General features: G+C 33.1%; 15 protein-coding genes. 1 reads left to right on the top strand and 14 read right to left on the bottom strand.

The annotated features are described in order from the left end of the window. Positions 1-298: 298 nt before the first annotated feature. From RWL86_RS03800 to RWL86_RS03815, 4 genes are all read right to left on the bottom strand, one after another. Positions 299-2,011, bottom strand: coding sequence for a phospho-sugar mutase (locus RWL86_RS03800; protein WP_314077253.1), 1,713 nt, complete (start codon positions 2,009-2,011; stop codon positions 299-301). Positions 2,012-2,042: 31 nt separating this feature from the next. Then, entirely contained in the window at positions 2,043-2,975 is a 933-nt protein-coding gene (locus RWL86_RS03805; protein ID WP_314077254.1) for a LysR family transcriptional regulator, read from the bottom strand. Between the two features lie 119 nt (positions 2,976-3,094). Further along, positions 3,095-4,138 carry a PTS sugar transporter subunit IIC gene (locus RWL86_RS03810; protein ID WP_314077255.1) on the bottom strand — a complete coding sequence of 348 codons (1,044 nt, stop codon included), beginning with the start codon at positions 4,136-4,138 and terminating at the stop codon, positions 3,095-3,097. 73 nt (positions 4,139-4,211) lie between these two features. Continuing rightward, a complete protein-coding gene (locus RWL86_RS03815; RefSeq protein ID WP_314077256.1) occupies positions 4,212-5,153 on the bottom strand; it encodes a 2-dehydropantoate 2-reductase in 942 nt (313 codons plus the stop codon). A gap of 90 nt (positions 5,154-5,243) precedes the next feature. Between RWL86_RS03815 and RWL86_RS03820 the strand changes: the two genes are divergently transcribed. Continuing rightward, positions 5,244-6,161, top strand: coding sequence for a LysR family transcriptional regulator (locus RWL86_RS03820; RefSeq protein ID WP_314077257.1), 918 nt, complete (start codon positions 5,244-5,246; stop codon positions 6,159-6,161). Positions 6,162-6,271: 110 nt separating this feature from the next. On the opposite strand, the gene glf is transcribed toward RWL86_RS03820, so the two are convergent. The 10 genes from glf to RWL86_RS03870 all read right to left on the bottom strand — a co-directional run bounded on the left by glf (position 6,272) and on the right by RWL86_RS03870 (position 15,880). Next, positions 6,272-7,384, bottom strand: coding sequence for a UDP-galactopyranose mutase (gene glf, locus RWL86_RS03825; RefSeq protein WP_314077258.1), 1,113 nt, complete (start codon positions 7,382-7,384; stop codon positions 6,272-6,274). Between the two features lie 132 nt (positions 7,385-7,516). Continuing rightward, on the bottom strand, positions 7,517-8,533 hold the full coding sequence (locus tag RWL86_RS03830; protein WP_314077259.1) for a glycosyltransferase family A protein: 1,017 nt from the start codon (positions 8,531-8,533) through the stop codon (positions 7,517-7,519). A gap of 161 nt (positions 8,534-8,694) precedes the next feature. Further along, positions 8,695-9,399 carry an O-methyltransferase gene (locus RWL86_RS03835; protein ID WP_314077260.1) on the bottom strand — a complete coding sequence of 235 codons (705 nt, stop codon included), beginning with the start codon at positions 9,397-9,399 and terminating at the stop codon, positions 8,695-8,697. Between the two features lie 33 nt (positions 9,400-9,432). Beyond that, the gene (locus tag RWL86_RS03840) at positions 9,433-11,262 is read right to left on the bottom strand and encodes a DUF2207 domain-containing protein (protein WP_314077261.1); all 1,830 of its coding nucleotides are present in this window, start codon (positions 11,260-11,262) and stop codon (positions 9,433-9,435) included. A gap of 66 nt (positions 11,263-11,328) precedes the next feature. Beyond that, positions 11,329-12,006, bottom strand: a complete 678-nt coding sequence (locus RWL86_RS03845) for a DUF1129 family protein (protein WP_314077262.1) — start codon at positions 12,004-12,006, stop codon at positions 11,329-11,331. A 27-nt stretch (positions 12,007-12,033) separates the two neighbouring features. Next, positions 12,034-13,134 (bottom strand): redox-regulated ATPase YchF, encoded by a 1,101-nt coding sequence (ychF, locus tag RWL86_RS03850; RefSeq protein WP_314077263.1) that lies wholly within the window; start codon positions 13,132-13,134, stop codon positions 12,034-12,036. Between the two features lie 18 nt (positions 13,135-13,152). Next, entirely contained in the window at positions 13,153-13,356 is a 204-nt protein-coding gene (locus tag RWL86_RS03855; protein WP_314077264.1) for a DUF951 domain-containing protein, read from the bottom strand. A gap of 11 nt (positions 13,357-13,367) precedes the next feature. Then, complete coding sequence (locus RWL86_RS03860) at positions 13,368-14,270, bottom strand: ParB/RepB/Spo0J family partition protein (protein WP_314077265.1); 903 nt, start codon at positions 14,268-14,270, stop codon at positions 13,368-13,370. After that, positions 14,263-15,024, bottom strand: coding sequence for an AAA family ATPase (locus RWL86_RS03865; protein WP_314077266.1), 762 nt, complete (start codon positions 15,022-15,024; stop codon positions 14,263-14,265). Before RWL86_RS03865 ends, RWL86_RS03860 begins: the two co-directional genes overlap by 8 nt. 187 nt (positions 15,025-15,211) lie before the next feature. Beyond that, entirely contained in the window at positions 15,212-15,880 is a 669-nt protein-coding gene (locus tag RWL86_RS03870; RefSeq protein ID WP_314077267.1) for a hypothetical protein, read from the bottom strand. Positions 15,881-16,014 lie beyond the last annotated feature (134 nt).

Consider the following 16,014-nt stretch of genomic DNA (forward strand, 5'->3'; position numbering starts at 1 on the left):
CAAAAGGGACTAGTTTCCTAGTCCCTCTTTCAACCATCATTTCCACACTTAAATACCTTCAAAATGAATAAACTTTTTTATGTAGTCTCTTTATTTATCAATGTATTCTTCCTACTATTAGTTTACTCCTCTTTTCACAAAGTAGCAAGAGTTTTTTAGAAAAATTCCTAATTTTTTCTTTTTGAAGCTGAATTATCCAATAGAGAACAAAAAGACTTCTCCTTGTAGCATCAATCTTGACTGTACAACTACTGTCGTCCTCTGCTACTTCGGAGAAGTCTTATTCTATTTTTTTACATTAAATATAAGCATCCAAGTCTTTTTGGAATTTTGCTAATTTTTCTTGCGCTTCTTCTTGAGTTGCAGCTTTCACACCCATGTAGAACTTAATTTTAGGCTCTGTACCACTAGGTCTTACTGCAATCCATGAACCATCTTCTAAAATATATTTCAATACATTTGAAGTTGGTAAGCCAATTTCAGAAGTAACCCCTTGTGAATCTACCTGTTGGTTCACTGCGAAATCTTGTGCTACAGCTACTTTAATGCCTCCAAAGTTAGAAGGAACTTCTTTACGTAGTCCATCTAATAAAGCTTTAATTTTAGCAGGGCCTTCTAATCCTTGAACTGTTACAGAAATTGTTTTTTCTAAGAAATAACCATATTTTTCATATAAAGCTTGAAGGCCATCATATAAAGTTTTTCCTTCACTCTTGAAGTGAGCTGCTACTTCTGTTAATAACAATACGGCTTGAATCGCATCTTTATCACGTACAAATGGTTGAACTAAATATCCATAGCTTTCTTCAAAACCAAACATAAATGTATGAGCATTTGTTTCTTCATAGTTTTTAATTTGTTCTGCAATAAATTTAAATCCAGTTAATACATTGACCATTTTCACACCATAATGTTCTGCAATGACTGTTGGTAATTCACTAGATACAATTGATTTTACTGCAGCTGCATTTGCTGGTAATGTTCCTGCTTTTTGATGAGCAAATAATAAATAATCTAATAAAATCGCTGCAATTTGGTTTCCAGTAATCACTTGGTAAGTTCCATCTGGTTGTCGAACAGCAGCACCCATTCTATCTGCATCTGGGTCTGTTGCTAATAATACATCTGCTTTTGTTTCTTCTCCTAAACGAATCGCATATTCAAATGCTCCTGCTTCTTCAGGGTTAGGAGATTTCACCGTTGTAAAGTCTCCATCTGGCACAGCTTGTTCAGATACAACTTGTAAACCTGTAAAACCTGCTTGGTCTAATGCACGTTTTGTTAACATTAATCCTGTTCCGTGTAATGGAGTATAAACAACAGATAAATCTTTTGTATCAGATAATAAGGATGGATTTACTGAAACTGATTTAATTTCTTCTAAGTAAGCAGCATCTACTGCTTCCCCAATCCATTCAAATAATGCTGATTGTTCTAATTCTTCTTTTGTTACTACATCTACTGCTAATGGATTTTCAACTTGGCGAACAAATTCTGTTAAGGCATCTGCATCTTTTGGAGGCATTTGTCCTCCATCTTCACCATATACTTTATATCCATTATACGCAGCTGGATTATGACTAGCTGTAATCATAATTCCTGCAAATGTATGCAAGTGACGTACCGCATAAGACAATTCAGGTGTTGGTCTTAAATCTTCAAATACATAAGCTTTAATTCCATGTTTTACTAAAACTTTTGCAGATTCTAATGCAAATTCAGGAGAAAAATGACGTGAATCATGAGCGATTGCAACCCCACGTTTTTTTGCTTCTTCTCCATATGTTTCAATTAATCGCGCTAACCCTTCTGTTGCTTGACGAACTGTATAAATATTCATACGGTTAATCCCTGGGCCAACAATTCCACGCATTCCTGCTGTTCCAAATTCTAATGGAGCATAGAACGCTTCTTCTTTTTCTTTTTCAGAAAAGTTTTCTAATTGTGTTTTTAAATAATCTTCTAATCCTTCAAACTTTTCCCATTTTAATGCAATATCTTGCCAACTCATATCATTATTCTCCTTTTACTTGTTTTTATATTTATTCTAATACTGTTGCTACTTCAAATCCATATCCACGAATATGAGTAATTAATAGTTCTAAAAAGATATGTGCTACCGGCGATAATTCCATTTGATGATGTTTTAAATAGCCAATTTCTAATTCATCTTCAACGGCTAATGGAATTGCCACAATTTTATCATCATTTAGTTCACTACTAATAATTCCTGAACTAATCGTATAACCATTTAACCCGACCATTAAATTAAAAATTGTCGCACGGTCACTTACCTTAATACTCTTCTTATGTTCCATTGTACTTAAAATTTCTTCAGCAAAATAGAAAGAGTTCTCTTCCCCTTGTTCATAAGATAAATATGGATAATCTTCTAACTCTTCTAGAGTAATACTAGTTTGAGCTGCTAATGGATTTTCTCTACTAATAAATACGTGAGGCTTCGCTGTGAAAAGTGGTGTAAATTCTAAATTTTTCTCTTTAAATAATTTTTTCATGACTTGACGGTTAAAATTATTTAAATATAAAATTCCTAACTCACTTTTGAATTTCATTAAGTCTTCTAAAATATTTTGAGTTTCTGTTTCTCTTAACGTAAATTGATATTCATCTCCAGCTTCTTGTCTGATTAATGCTACGAACGCATGAACGACAAACGCATAATGTTGAGCTGAAACTGAGAAATCACGTTTTCGTTTTGTTTTACGTTTATACTTTTCTTCCATCAAATTTACTTGGTCCAATATTTGTCTAGCATATACTAAAAACTCTCGACCTTCTTCTGTTAAAGAAACTCCATTTTTATGCCGAACTAATAATTGAATATTCATTTCTTGCTCTAAATCTTTCATGGCATTTGATAGACTTGGTTGCGTTAAAAATAAATCTTTTGCGGCTTCATTAATGGATCCTTTTTCTGCAATTTTTTCTAAATATATTAATTGTTGAATACGCATATTTTTTCTCCTTTTCTACCGTACTCTTATTATAAATGAATTTTTAATTTCATGCTACCCTATAGTTTTCGCAAATAAAAAAACTGAGCTTAAAGCTCAGTTCTTTTAAAGAATTTTTGTTATTGTTGGAATTTAAATACCACGTTAGAATCGTATAATTTTAATACTTTTTCATAAACAAATTTAGTCGCTAATGCTGCAACAACTGGTACAACTAACCATGCAACAACTGCTAAACCAACATTTAATCCTGCATCGATAGAAGCAAGAGGTCCTACTAAACCTACTAAACCAAAACCTGCAGATTGAGGAGTACCACTGACACTAAATAATGCAACTGGAATTGCAGAAATCACTGCTGTTGTTAAAGTTGGTACTAAAATAATTGGATACTTGAATAAGTTTGGCATCATCAATTTCATAGCTCCTAAAGCAATCGCTAAAGTAACTCCTGAATTATTCACTTTCCATGAATGAACCACTAATACTACTGCCGTAACAGCTACACCCATCGCAGCAGCCCCTGCAGACACACCATTTAATTGAATGGCTAAACCAATCGCAACTGTTGAAATTGGTGAAATAATTAAGAATGCAAATGAACATACAATTAAAATAGACATTAAAATTGGTTGTAAATGAGTAAATTCATTAATAATTGCTCCGATTCCTGCTGTTAATTTCGCAACGAATGGTAATAATTGTAATCCGATAAATGCTGCACCCACACCGACTACGATTGGCATCGCAACTACAGCAGTAGAACCGAATTTTTCTTTAATCCACATTAATGCTAATACTGCAATTGCAGCTGTTAACATTGTATTAATTAAGTCCCCAGTACCAGCTCCAACATATTTTCCCAGTTCTGGATTGAATTTCACAACACCTGACGCCACAAAACTTGCTCCTGCTGTAACCATCATCGGCATTGGTTTGAAACCAAATTGCATTCCGATTAACGCCCCAATAATTAATGGTGTTGCTAATTGGAAAATCACAGCAATTTGTGTAATTTGAACTGCTAGTGGATATTGACTAAAATATTTTAAAATAGCAGATAATACAGCGTTTGGAATTAACCCGATAATTACCCCTAATGCAGTTCCTTGTAAGATTTTATTGATAAAGACTTTTGCAGTCATTTTTTCTTGAGTTTCCATATAACCCCTTCTTTCTTTTTGTCTACCCCTTTATAAAAGCTGTTGAAACTTTCTACACTTTCGCTACCTTTTATTAGTGAGCTTTCAAAATTTGCTCTTTACAATGAATCAATGATGTTAAAAAGGCACAATAAGGTGTTGGAACTCCGTATTTCTTACCTTTTCTTACCACTGCTCCATTAATATAATCAATCTCCGTCAAACGATTATTCAAAATTAAATCTTGATGCATCGATGGATGATGAAGACCGATTGTGTCACGATTATAACAATTCATTTCAATGTAATCAACAATTTCTTTCACATTTATTTCAACATTTTCATATTTTGCAACTGATGAAAATTCTGCGACAATAGCTTCGACGATTTCATGAGCAGTCGTTGTTTCCCCGAAATCAGCCATATTTGAATCTAAAATAGTACAAAGACCATTCATTGTGCCATTGACACAAGCTTTTTTATAAATGGCAAATAAAATATTTTCAGAATAAGTTGCATTGAGTCCACCTGAATTTAATACGTCTACTACTTCTTTAGCATCCTCTACTCCCTCCGGTGCTAAATTTTTTAAAGCAACCGTTCCATTACCAAATAACGTTACTTTTCCAGGTCCATTCATTCCTGCTGTCCACATTGTATTTCCTAATAAAATATGAGTAGGCGCAACATATTTTTCAATAATTTCTTCATGTCCTATTCCATTCAATAAGCATAAGATTTTTGTATCCGAATGAATGAGTGACTGAATATCTTGCAACATTTGATCTAATTGCATTGCTTTTGTAAACAAAATAATTAAATCAGCTTGCGTATCCTCTTTTACTTTTGATTGTAATACTGCGGGAATATGAAATACTTTCTCTTCCCCATTATCATTTACTTGAAGCCCTTGTTCATTGATTGCTTGAACATGACTTTCCCAGCCATCTACAAATAACACCTCGTGTCCAGCTTGATGCAACATCACTCCGAAACGACTTCCCATCGCTCCTGCTCCTGCTATTACAATTTTCATACCAATTCCTCCTATTTTTTACGATTCTCCATTGAAGTTCAGAAAGCCTCTTGTTAAAATGATAACAAAGAACTAGAACGGAGAATGATTATGGACATTAAACAACTCATGTACTTTATTAGCATCGTTGAACATCATAGCTTTTCCGATGCTGCAAAAAGTCTCTTTATTACACAACCTACCCTTTCTCAAACGGTAAAAAAATTAGAACAAGAATTTAATACCCATTTATTTATTCATGATTCTACTAAAAAACAACTCACTACTAGTGGACAATTACTGTATAAGGAAGGGAAAATTTTAGTAAAAAATTTTGAACAATTAACTCAACAAATGCACCAACTCCAAACGACTTCAAAAAAATCCATTCGAATCGGGCTTCCAACACTATTTGCAATGGAATTTATGCCTCTTTTTTCTAATTATATGTTTTCCCACCCTAGTGTAGAACTTACTATGGTACAAGGTGGTTCTTATGAATTACAACAAAAACTAGCAAAAGGAGAAATTGATTTAGGAATTTTATCATTTCCTAAATATGAAGCTACTATCACATTAGAACCCTTTTCAAATCCAAAACTTGGCTATGATATTAGTGTTGTCGTTTCAAAAAATCATGTTCTAGCCAACCGAAACTCTCTTACATTTGAAGAGTTAGCGGCTCAATCCTTTTCTACTTTGCCAAACCAATATATTCTTGGACAATTTTTACATTCTCAAGCAAAGAAATTTAATATTCATCCACATATTTTATATACGGATGATAATTGGGAAGTTGTTTTGTCGAGTGTAAAAACATTGAATACCGTTTGCTTAATGGCAACTCAATACCAACAATATTATACCGATACTGAATTAGTATGGATTCCTTTAAAAGATAAGCATTCTTTCTTTCCTATTGGATTGGCAACTAAGACTACAGCAGAAACTTCTCCACTTGTCGAAGAATTGATTCAATTATTAAAAAAGTATGATTCTACTTCAAATAATTGTTCAAACATTCACTAATTAGATTTTACCCCTCTCCCGGAAAAAATACCAATTAGAATTTTTTATGAAGTGATTAATATTTCTTATAATAAAACAAGGAGGCGTTCTTGAAAACGTCCTCCTTGTTTTTATTTTTCTTCAAATTCTTGTTTCACTACTTCTAATGCTGCTGCAATTACTTGGTGCATATCATAATAGCGATATTGCCCTAAGCGCCCTCCGAAGATTACTTGAGGGACTGTTTGAGCTAGCTTTTTATATTTAGAATATAAATCATTATTTTGTTGATTATTGACCGGATAATAAGGCTCTTGACCTTTTTCCCAATCTGATGGATATTCTTTTGTAATAACTGTCTTTTCTTGTGTTCCAAATTCAAAATGTTTATGTTCAATAATACGAGTATATGGAGTTTCACGATCTGTATAATTCACAACTGCATTTCCTTGGAAGTTTTCTGAATCTAATACTTCAGTTTCAAAACGTAAACTACGATATTCTAACGTTCCCAATTCATAATTGAAAAACTCATCAATCATTCCTGTGAAAACAATTTTAACGTCACTTTGTAAATACTCTTCTTTTTTCTCAAAGAAATCAACATTTAATTCCACTTCAATATTTTCATGATTGAACATATTTTCAACCATTTGAGTATATCCACCAATTGGAATCCCTTGATACGTATCGTTGAAATAATTATTATCATACGTATATCGAACAGGTAATCGACGAATAATAAAGGCTGGTAATTCTGTTGCAGAACGTCCCCATTGCTTTTCAGTATAACCTTTAATTAACTTGTAATAGACATCTTCCCCTACTAAAGAAATAGCTTGTTCTTCCAAGTTTTCAGGAGTTTTTCCTTTCAATACAGCTCGTTGTTCTTCAATTTTAGCTGCTGCTTCTTGCGGAGTCACAACTCCCCATAATTTATTAAAAGTATTCATGTTAAATGGTAAATTATAGATTTCACCATTAAAATTCGCAACAGGCGTATTTGTATAACGATTAAATGTAGCAAATTGGTGCACATAATCCCAAATTCTTTTATCACTTGTATGGAAAATATGCGCTCCATACTCATGAACTTGAATCCCTTCAACTTCTTTTGTATAAATATTTCCCGCAATATGCGAACGTTTTTCAATTACTTTTACTTTATATCCACGATTAGCAGCTTCACGTGCAAAAGTTGCTCCAAACAACCCTGCGCCTACTACTAAATAATCATATACCATCTTATGTTTCTCCTTTAAAGTTCATTAGTCCCATTCTAACATAATTTAATAAAGATAGCATTTTTTGAGGTAAAAGCAAAAAGACTTTCCCATTGTGTATTCGCTACTTCTGGAAAAGTCAGTTATCTTATTTTAATTAAATCCAAATATTTTTTGAGTCACTGTATAAATTAAATTCGACATTTGTCTAGCAGGTTCATTGTCGTTCATCGCAATTTTACTAATGACATTTTTACGAATTTCTTTATAGACAAGAGGATTACTTTCTTTCAATTTTTCTAATAAAGCTTTCTTTTTCTCTTGATGCTCTGGTGTACCTGCTTTATTTAATAAGGCGCAAGAAATCAATGTTGTAATTTCTAGATGATTCAATAAATAATCATTTAAAACTTTTGGAAGTTCCCAATCACTATGATAAGCTTCCATTAATAATTGATTTACCTTAATTTGTTGATCGATTCTACAAATCATCACTTGTTCATTAACCGATTGATCTTCTCTGCCGATAAAGTAACGGTAAAAATCAACATTGATATAATACAATTTCTTACAATACTGTAGTGGAATAAATACAAATAAATTATCCACATAAAAAGTATGTTCTGGTAATTGTAATTTTGATTGTTTTAAAATATCTAGTCGATAGATTAAGGAATGCATCATCATATACTTTCCTTTTCGAAGCGGCTTGGCATCCTCCCAAGTAAACACTTTATTTTCTGGGAAGGAAGATTGATATCTCATAATTTTCTTTCTTCTAGCTTGTTCTTTTTCATAAACAAAGTTTGTAATGACTACATCAACTTCTTCTTGAGTTTCTTCTAGTTGTTGCAGATGCTCTAAAATTTTTAAATAAGCACGGACATCGACCCAATCATCGCTATCTACTACTTTAAAATATTTCCCAGTTGCGTGTTGCATGCCTGTATTGACAGCACCACCATGTCCTTTATTTTCTTGAGAAATCGCACGGACAATACCTGGATATTGTTGTTCAAACTTTTCTGCTATATTTTGTGTATTATCACTTGAACCATCATTAATAATTAAGACCTCTACTCGGTCTCCACCAGTCACTAATGATTGGATACAGTAATGCATATATTCTTGTGAATTATAACAAGGAACTGCTATTGTTAGTAATTTCATTTCTAAGTCCTTTCGGGTTCTATTTCTTTTATCTATTCTACCATTTTTTATATGCTTTTTGTCAATAAAATATACATTTTATTTCTAATCTGCACTTTTCTCTTTATCAAACAAAAAAACTCTTCCTTTCCTACTTTCATAGAAAAGAAAGAGTCTCATTTTTATAGTAAAGCTTCAACAATTGGAAGATAATCTTTTTCTTCTAACTTTTGAATCATAATAATACCATCTCCTAATGGAACTAGAGTGGATTTCAACGCTTCATCTTTTTGAACAAAGTCTAAAAATAAGTTTAGACGACGATGAATTTTTCGAACTTTTCGTGGAATTTCACTTTCATCTTGTAAAATTGTTCCCCCTTGGAAAATATCATCTACTACAAGCACTCCACCTGTTTTTAATACTCGCATACAATGAGGGAAAAATTCAATATATTTCGCTTTTGCACTATCCATAAAAATAAAGTCGTATTGTTGTTCTAATGTTGGTAATACATGTGCTGCATCTCCCTCAATTTGAGTGACAACATCATCAATGCCTAATTTTTTAAAATTCTCTTTTGCTCTTGAATACATTAATTCATATCGGTCAATCGTTGTCACAGAACCGCCTTTTGGTACATATTGTGCCATTAAGCTAGCAGAAAAACCAATTGCTGTTCCAATTTCTAAAATGTGAGTTGGACGATATAGTCCTAACAAGAAATCTAAATACACAGCTGTTTCATGAGGAATAATTGGGATTCCTAAATCATTCGCCATTTGCTCTAGCTCTCCTAATTTACCAGGAAAGACACGTTGACTTTTTCTCATATATTCGACCACTTCAGGTTTAACGACTGGTCGAAACATCATTTCATTTAACATACTTGCTCCTTTTATCTATTTATCATGAGGTATTTAGAAACCTCCGCCGCCGGATCCTCCACCAGATCCAAACGAGCTTCCGCCACTAAATCCTCCACCAAATCCACCGCTATTCGGTGAATCAGAATTCGAACTAATTTCATCCATTGCTGAATTGTAACTATCAAAGAATGTATCTTGTAAAATATCATGATAGATCGCCATTTGCCAACCATAAGTTGGAGAATAGAATACACTTTCTTGAATCCATTCAGGGAATTTTTCTTCTAATACTTCAATCACTTCTTCAGCAACTCCTAAAGAAATCGCATAAACGAGCAGATGATCCCAAATTTGAATACTTGGTAAATCAGCTCTATCTAAACTAGAAATATCGACTAACATTTTACGAAACGCTTCCCAACGACGATATTCATATTCACCTTTAATACTTCTCTGTTTAGTTCCTACTAAACTTAAACGCAGAATGATAATATAAAGAATAGCACTAACTACTACAGCTATAATGAGTGATAATAAATCCTTAGTCGCCGCAAATACACTAATGACAATTAAAAAGCTACCTAATAGTCCTAAAATAGGAGCCCCTATTGATTTTGGAATCTTCTCACCTTTTTCTAGACGATAAGCACTATATTCTTCCGCATCCTGTGCTACTTGGTCAAACCAATCTTGCATCATATCTGCATATTTCTGTGGACAATTCTCTGCATAGTCTTGAACATCCGCTAAATCTAATTGATTTCCTTTCGCAATTTTTTCAAATAATATTTCTAATAATAATTGTTCATGAGGTAGTAAATTCTTAGCAGGATTTTTCAACTCTAACATATACGGTTCCTCACTTGTCAATGTTAGAACTTTTTTACGGACTAAATTCATTACGGTTGCACTAAAATCATCCATATCTACACCATTATAAATGGCATCTGACATTACAGCAGGAGACATATCTTGAGGCAATTCAAACAAATGTTCTGGAACAAATGGAACTTTTGCTAAACGTTTTTTATTTGCTAAATATCCTTTCAACCATGCCCATACTACTGAAATCAAACTAATGATTGCTCCAAATCCAACAACCGTCCACTTTGTTTGTTGTTCTTCTACTTGTTTTTGTACAAGACTCTCTTCCGTTTCTATAATTCTTTGGAAGGCATCCGTATTTTCTGTCACAGGATTATCCTTTGTAATTTGCGTTGGAAAAACCATATGTGTTTCTACAAAATTTCCTGGTTGATTTCTCTTTACAGTAAAAGTAACCCCTTTATAATCTGGGTCAATTTCTACTTTACCTCCACTTCCACCATGTCCCCAAGCTCTTAATGTTTCTTTTGTTGCAGCTTCTGGTAAAGTTACATGAATACGAATATTTTTTTGATTAATTTCCCAGTTTTGTCCAACAACTCTTCGATTTAATTCAGCAGTATCTCGATAATTTTTAATCATATGTGGAATCGTATAATTAAAAACGACTGTTCTAGAATCATTTGCAAAAGGTAAGAAAACTTTAAATTTCAATACCTTTCCACTATTTTCTGAATAATAAGTACTATTATTTCCTGTATCTCTTTTAGCTAATGGAACAACTTCTCCATCACTCGTTTTAAAGGCAACAGATACATCTTTTGGCTCTTCTTCTCCAAAATAATCCAGGTTGTAGAAAACACCATTATAGCTACCATTCGCTTGAAACGTAATTTCTTCTTTAAAACGAACATCACCATTCGCACTTACACTTGCATCAATATGATATTGACTAACGATTAAACTTTTACCTTTAGCTTCAATTTTTGAACTTAAAAAGAATAAAAATACCATCAAAAACATGAACCAACATAAAATTTTCCGTAATGATTTCATCATATTCCCCCTTATATAGTAAATGTGGGCAAGAAAATTTTCATTTCTACGCCCACACAACATCCTTTATAAAATTCCGCCTCGAATATCCAATGTTTTTTTCAAATACCATTTTAAAACAAGAGAACCTGAACCAATAAATAAATACACGATGGCTGGGAAGACATAGTTAATACTTGCTGGAATCAATAATTGTGTTCCCATTACAATGACTAACCATGCTAGCATCACTAATGAACTCACTACTAAATAACGAATATAACCACGTTTGCCTTTTGGTTGATTAATATCCGGAGTTACTTTAGATAACGCTAATAACGCTAATCCTCCTGCTATAAAGTTCATTATTAATGAGATAACTCCCATTGCTTCGGATTGTTCTGGATTTAAGAATAATGTAATTCCAGCAATTAAAGCGAAGAATCCACCAACCATTAATCCTCCATCTACTGCAATTTGCCAATCTGGTGATTTCACCGTTGGATCTTTTTTAGGTCCTTCCAATACAGATTGAGTTTGTTGTGTCACTGTACCAAATAATTGACGAGCTGTTAAGCCTTTTTTCTGTTTTTCTACTAAAACGGGAAGCATTTCTTCTAAAGTTGAAGCGATTTTCGATTTAGATACTTGAGCTTCTTTTAATGAACGTTCTAATTGTAAAATATATTGTTCATTTTTTTTCGTTAATTGACTACGTAATGTAGCAACATCTACTTTTTTTACTTCAGTTTGATTTTCTGTCATGATTCAATCCCCCACAAGATATGATGATTACACGTTAAATCTGAAAAGCATAACATCGCCATCTTGTACGACATACTCTTTTCCTTCTTGACGAACTTTCCCATTTTCTTTTGCAGCGCCCATACTACCGAATTCTAATAAGTCTGCATAAGCTACTGTTTCAGCTCGAATAAATCCTCTTTCAAAATCAGAGTGAATAATCCCCGCACATTGTGGAGCTTTCATTCCTCTACGGAAAGTCCACGCACGAACTTCTTGTTCACCAGCAGTGAAGTAAGTAGCTAATCCTAATAAATGGTAAGCTTTTTGAATTAAAATATCTAAACCTGAAGTTTCAATTCCCATTTCTTCTAAGAATACTTGTTTTTCTTCTTCTTCTAATTCAGCAACTTCTTCTTCTACACGTGCACAAATAACGACTACTTCTGCATCTTCTTTTGCAGCATATTCTTCTACTAATTGAACATATTGGTTATGTCCACCTTCTGCTACATCATCTTCTGAAATATTAGCAATATATAACATAGGTTTTGTTGTTAATAAGAATAAACCTTTCACGATTGGTAATTCTTCATCTGTAAATTCAATCGTACGTGCTAATTGACCATCTTCTAATACTGGTTTGATTTTTTCTAAAACTGCTAATTCTGCTACTGCATCTTTATCTTTTGTTTTGGCAATTTTAGCAACACGAGCAATTCGTTTATCAACTGATTCTAAATCTGCTAATACTAATTCTAAATTAATTGTTTCAATATCTGCAATTGGATCTACTTTACCAGCAACGTGTGTAATATTTTCATCTTCAAAGCAACGAACAACTTGGCAAATCGCATCTACTTGACGAATGTGGCTTAAGAATTTATTTCCTAAACCTTCTCCACGGCTAGCTCCTTTTACAATCCCTGCAATATCTGTAAATTCAAATGTTGTTGGAACTGTCTTTTTAGGTTTTACTAATTCAGTTAATTTTTGAAGTCTTTCATCTGGAACTTCTACGACACCAACGTTTGGGTCAATGGTCGCAAACGGATAGTTTGCTGCTTCTACTCCTGCTTTTGTAATTGCATTAAATAATGTTGATTTTCCAACGTTTGGTAAGCCAACGATTCCTGCTGTTAACGCCATGTATTTCTCACACTCTTTCTATTCATTATTTTCTTTTTTCAAAGTTACTTTTTTCATTTTGCGTTCAAATTCTCGTCTTGGCATTAAGACCATTTGCCCACAATGATTACATTTGATACGAATATCCATTCCCATTCGAATGATCGTCCATGAATTGGTTTGACATGCATGGGGCTTTTTCATCTCAACGCAATCCCCAAGTGCATATTCTATTACAGCCATTCTATTCACTCCTAATCATCTAATTCAATTTCTAATACATCTAAAATACGAGTTAAATCTTTTTGAGAAAGGTATTCAATCTCGATTTTTCCACGTTCTCCTTTCGGAGTAATTTGGACAGATGTTCCAAATTTATCCATTAATCTTTCTTCAGATTCTACAATATAAGCTGGTTTTTCTTGAATCCTTTTGATTTTTTTTACTTTCTCAACAGGTTCATTCATCGTTTGAATCAATTCTTCTAGCGCTCGAACCGTCATTCCTTCTTCGATTACTTTTTTAGAAAGAGGAATGATTTTATCCGCTTGTTTTAATCCTAATAAAGCACGAGCATGCCCCACTGATAATTGACCTTCTTGTAATTGTGTTTGAACTTCTAATGGTAATGATAATAATCGAAGGAAGTTAGCAATATAAGGACGACTTTTACCAATTTTTTTTGCGACTTCTTCTTGATTTAGTTTTAAAGCATCCATTAAAGATTTATACGCTAATGCTTCATCAATTGGTCGTAAATCTTCCCTTTGTAAATTTTCTACAACAGCTACTTGAATCATAATTTCTTCGCTATATTCACGAATAATAGCTGGAATAGTTTCTTTTCCAGCAAGTTTAGAAGCTCGTAATCTTCTTTCTCCTGCTACTAATTCATAGCCTTTAATACTTGATTTTCGGACGATAATCGGTTGAAAAACTCCTTGTTCACGAATCGAATCCGCTAATTCTTGTAAAGCTTCTTCATTAAAATCTTTTCGAGGTTGATAAGGGTTTGGACGAATTTCACTAATGGAAATTTCTTCAACCTTTTCATTTGTTGTATCTACCTTTTCTAAATTTTCGATACTATCAAAATTTCCACCAAAAAGTGCATCAATTCCACGACCTAGGCCTTTTGATTTTTGATTTTTAACCATTTGATAACACTTCCTTTGCTAATTCGAGATAAACTTCAGCTCCTCTAGAACGAGGATCATAGTCTACAATGGCTTGTCCATAACTTGGTGCTTCTGATAAACGAACATTTCTCGGAATAATAGTACGGTATACTTTTTCTCTGAAGTATTTAATAACATCATCTTTTACTTCATTTCCTAAATTTGTTCGTGCATCAAACATTGTTAATAAAACACCTTCAATTTTTAATTGTGGATTGAAGTGTTTACGAACCATCGTAATAGTATTCATCAATTGAGATAACCCTTCTAATGCATAATATTCACATTGCACAGGAATTAAAACAGTATCACTAGCAGTAAAAGCATTCATCGTTAAATGCCCTAACGAAGGTGGACAATCAATAAAAATATAATCATATTCATCACGTATCGTTGTTAATGCTTGCTTCAATCGTTGCTCACGATGAGTCTGATTTGTTAATTCAATTTCAGCTCCTGCCAACTGAATGGTTGAAGGTACAATCATTAAATTTTCTCGAGTAGTTGGTACAATAACTTCATGAACATTCACTTCATTTACAATAACATCATAAACATCATAGGATAACTCTGCTTTTTGCACTCCTAACCCACTTGTTGCATTTCCTTGAGGGTCACTATCAATAATTAAAACTTTTTGACCAAGTTTTGCTAGGGACGCTGCTAAACTGACTGTTGTCGTTGTTTTACCAACTCCACCTTTTTGATTCGCAACCGATATGATTCTTCCCATTCTCTTACCTCCAATCTTCATAAAAAAAGGAGAATGCAAGCATTCTCCCTCTCGCATGTCTACAAAATGTTTTCCATTTCTCGCAATTCTTAAAATTTATCCATTCCTATTGTAACAAAAAAACAGGAATATGAGTAGTCTTTTAATAGGAAATCCATTGAGAGTATGACAAAATATATTTACTATTTTACAATGGTAATTCTTTTTTATGTTGTTGATTCATTCCATTAAAAATTACTTCATAAGTCTTCTGAATGGTTTCATCTTCTTCATTTAACACTAATGAAAAACTTTGAATGATATTTGTCTTTCTATCAGCTTTCATTTTTATCATAATTTTAGTATTCTCATGCACCTGAATATTAATCGAGGATAATGCTAAACGTACCGTAGAATCACTCCCTTGGTAAGTGAATGTACCATCCGTTTGCCATGTAGCATAACTAGAAATATTTTGAGCTAATTGTAATACGCTATGGTAAGAAAAACCAATAACATTTTGTAAACTAGATTGCGCAGAAATCGTTGGTTCCCATCGATCTTGATAATATCGAATAGCTCCTTTACTGCCTTCACTAATGACTTCAATTTGATTCGTTGCTTTTCCATCAGTTTTATCAATACGAGTCCCAAATCCTGTACCATCACTCCAAACAGAAGCATTCGCAATGATTTGAGTTGAACTTGTACTATCTTTTTTCTTCACTTCATTTTGTTTCAATGTTAAATGATAATTTTTAATTTGTAATTCTTGTTGAACTAATTTATCTTGAAATTCTTTATCGTCAATCACTTTATTACACGCAACTAAGAAAATTGCTATAAAGCTTAAAAGAAATAAATTTATTTTTTTCATTTTGCATTCTCCATTACTGTTTATAGAAATAGTATACAAAAAAAGAGAATTTCCTTCCAGAAATTCTCCTTCTAATTTGAAGCGTGGCAACGTCCTACCCTCACAGGGGGAAACCCCCAACTACTATCGGCGCT

The sequence above is a fragment of the uncultured Granulicatella sp. genome, from assembly GCF_963515095.1.
In the GTDB taxonomy this organism is placed as follows: domain Bacteria; phylum Bacillota; class Bacilli; order Lactobacillales; family Aerococcaceae; genus Granulicatella.

Coding starts and splice junctions, on each gene's coding strand:
- ychF (WP_314077263.1), bottom strand. CDS start 13,134: ATGGCGTTAACAGCAGGAATCGTTGGCTTACCAAACGTTGGAAAATCA.
- RWL86_RS03815 (WP_314077256.1), bottom strand. CDS start 5,153: ATGAAAATTGTAATAGCAGGAGCAGGAGCGATGGGAAGTCGTTTCGGA.
- RWL86_RS03840 (WP_314077261.1), bottom strand. CDS start 11,262: ATGAAATCATTACGGAAAATTTTATGTTGGTTCATGTTTTTGATGGTA.
- RWL86_RS03845 (WP_314077262.1), bottom strand. CDS start 12,006: ATGACAGAAAATCAAACTGAAGTAAAAAAAGTAGATGTTGCTACATTA.
- RWL86_RS03805 (WP_314077254.1), bottom strand. CDS start 2,975: ATGCGTATTCAACAATTAATATATTTAGAAAAAATTGCAGAAAAAGGA.
- RWL86_RS03860 (WP_314077265.1), bottom strand. CDS start 14,270: ATGGTTAAAAATCAAAAATCAAAAGGCCTAGGTCGTGGAATTGATGCA.
- RWL86_RS03865 (WP_314077266.1), bottom strand. CDS start 15,024: ATGGGAAGAATCATATCGGTTGCGAATCAAAAAGGTGGAGTTGGTAAA.
- RWL86_RS03855 (WP_314077264.1), bottom strand. CDS start 13,356: ATGGCTGTAATAGAATATGCACTTGGGGATTGCGTTGAGATGAAAAAG.
- glf (WP_314077258.1), bottom strand. CDS start 7,384: ATGGTATATGATTATTTAGTAGTAGGCGCAGGGTTGTTTGGAGCAACT.
- RWL86_RS03835 (WP_314077260.1), bottom strand. CDS start 9,399: ATGTTAAATGAAATGATGTTTCGACCAGTCGTTAAACCTGAAGTGGTC.
- RWL86_RS03870 (WP_314077267.1), bottom strand. CDS start 15,880: ATGAAAAAAATAAATTTATTTCTTTTAAGCTTTATAGCAATTTTCTTA.
- RWL86_RS03800 (WP_314077253.1), bottom strand. CDS start 2,011: ATGAGTTGGCAAGATATTGCATTAAAATGGGAAAAGTTTGAAGGATTA.
- RWL86_RS03830 (WP_314077259.1), bottom strand. CDS start 8,533: ATGAAATTACTAACAATAGCAGTTCCTTGTTATAATTCACAAGAATAT.
- RWL86_RS03820 (WP_314077257.1), top strand. CDS start 5,244: ATGGACATTAAACAACTCATGTACTTTATTAGCATCGTTGAACATCAT.
- RWL86_RS03810 (WP_314077255.1), bottom strand. CDS start 4,138: ATGGAAACTCAAGAAAAAATGACTGCAAAAGTCTTTATCAATAAAATC.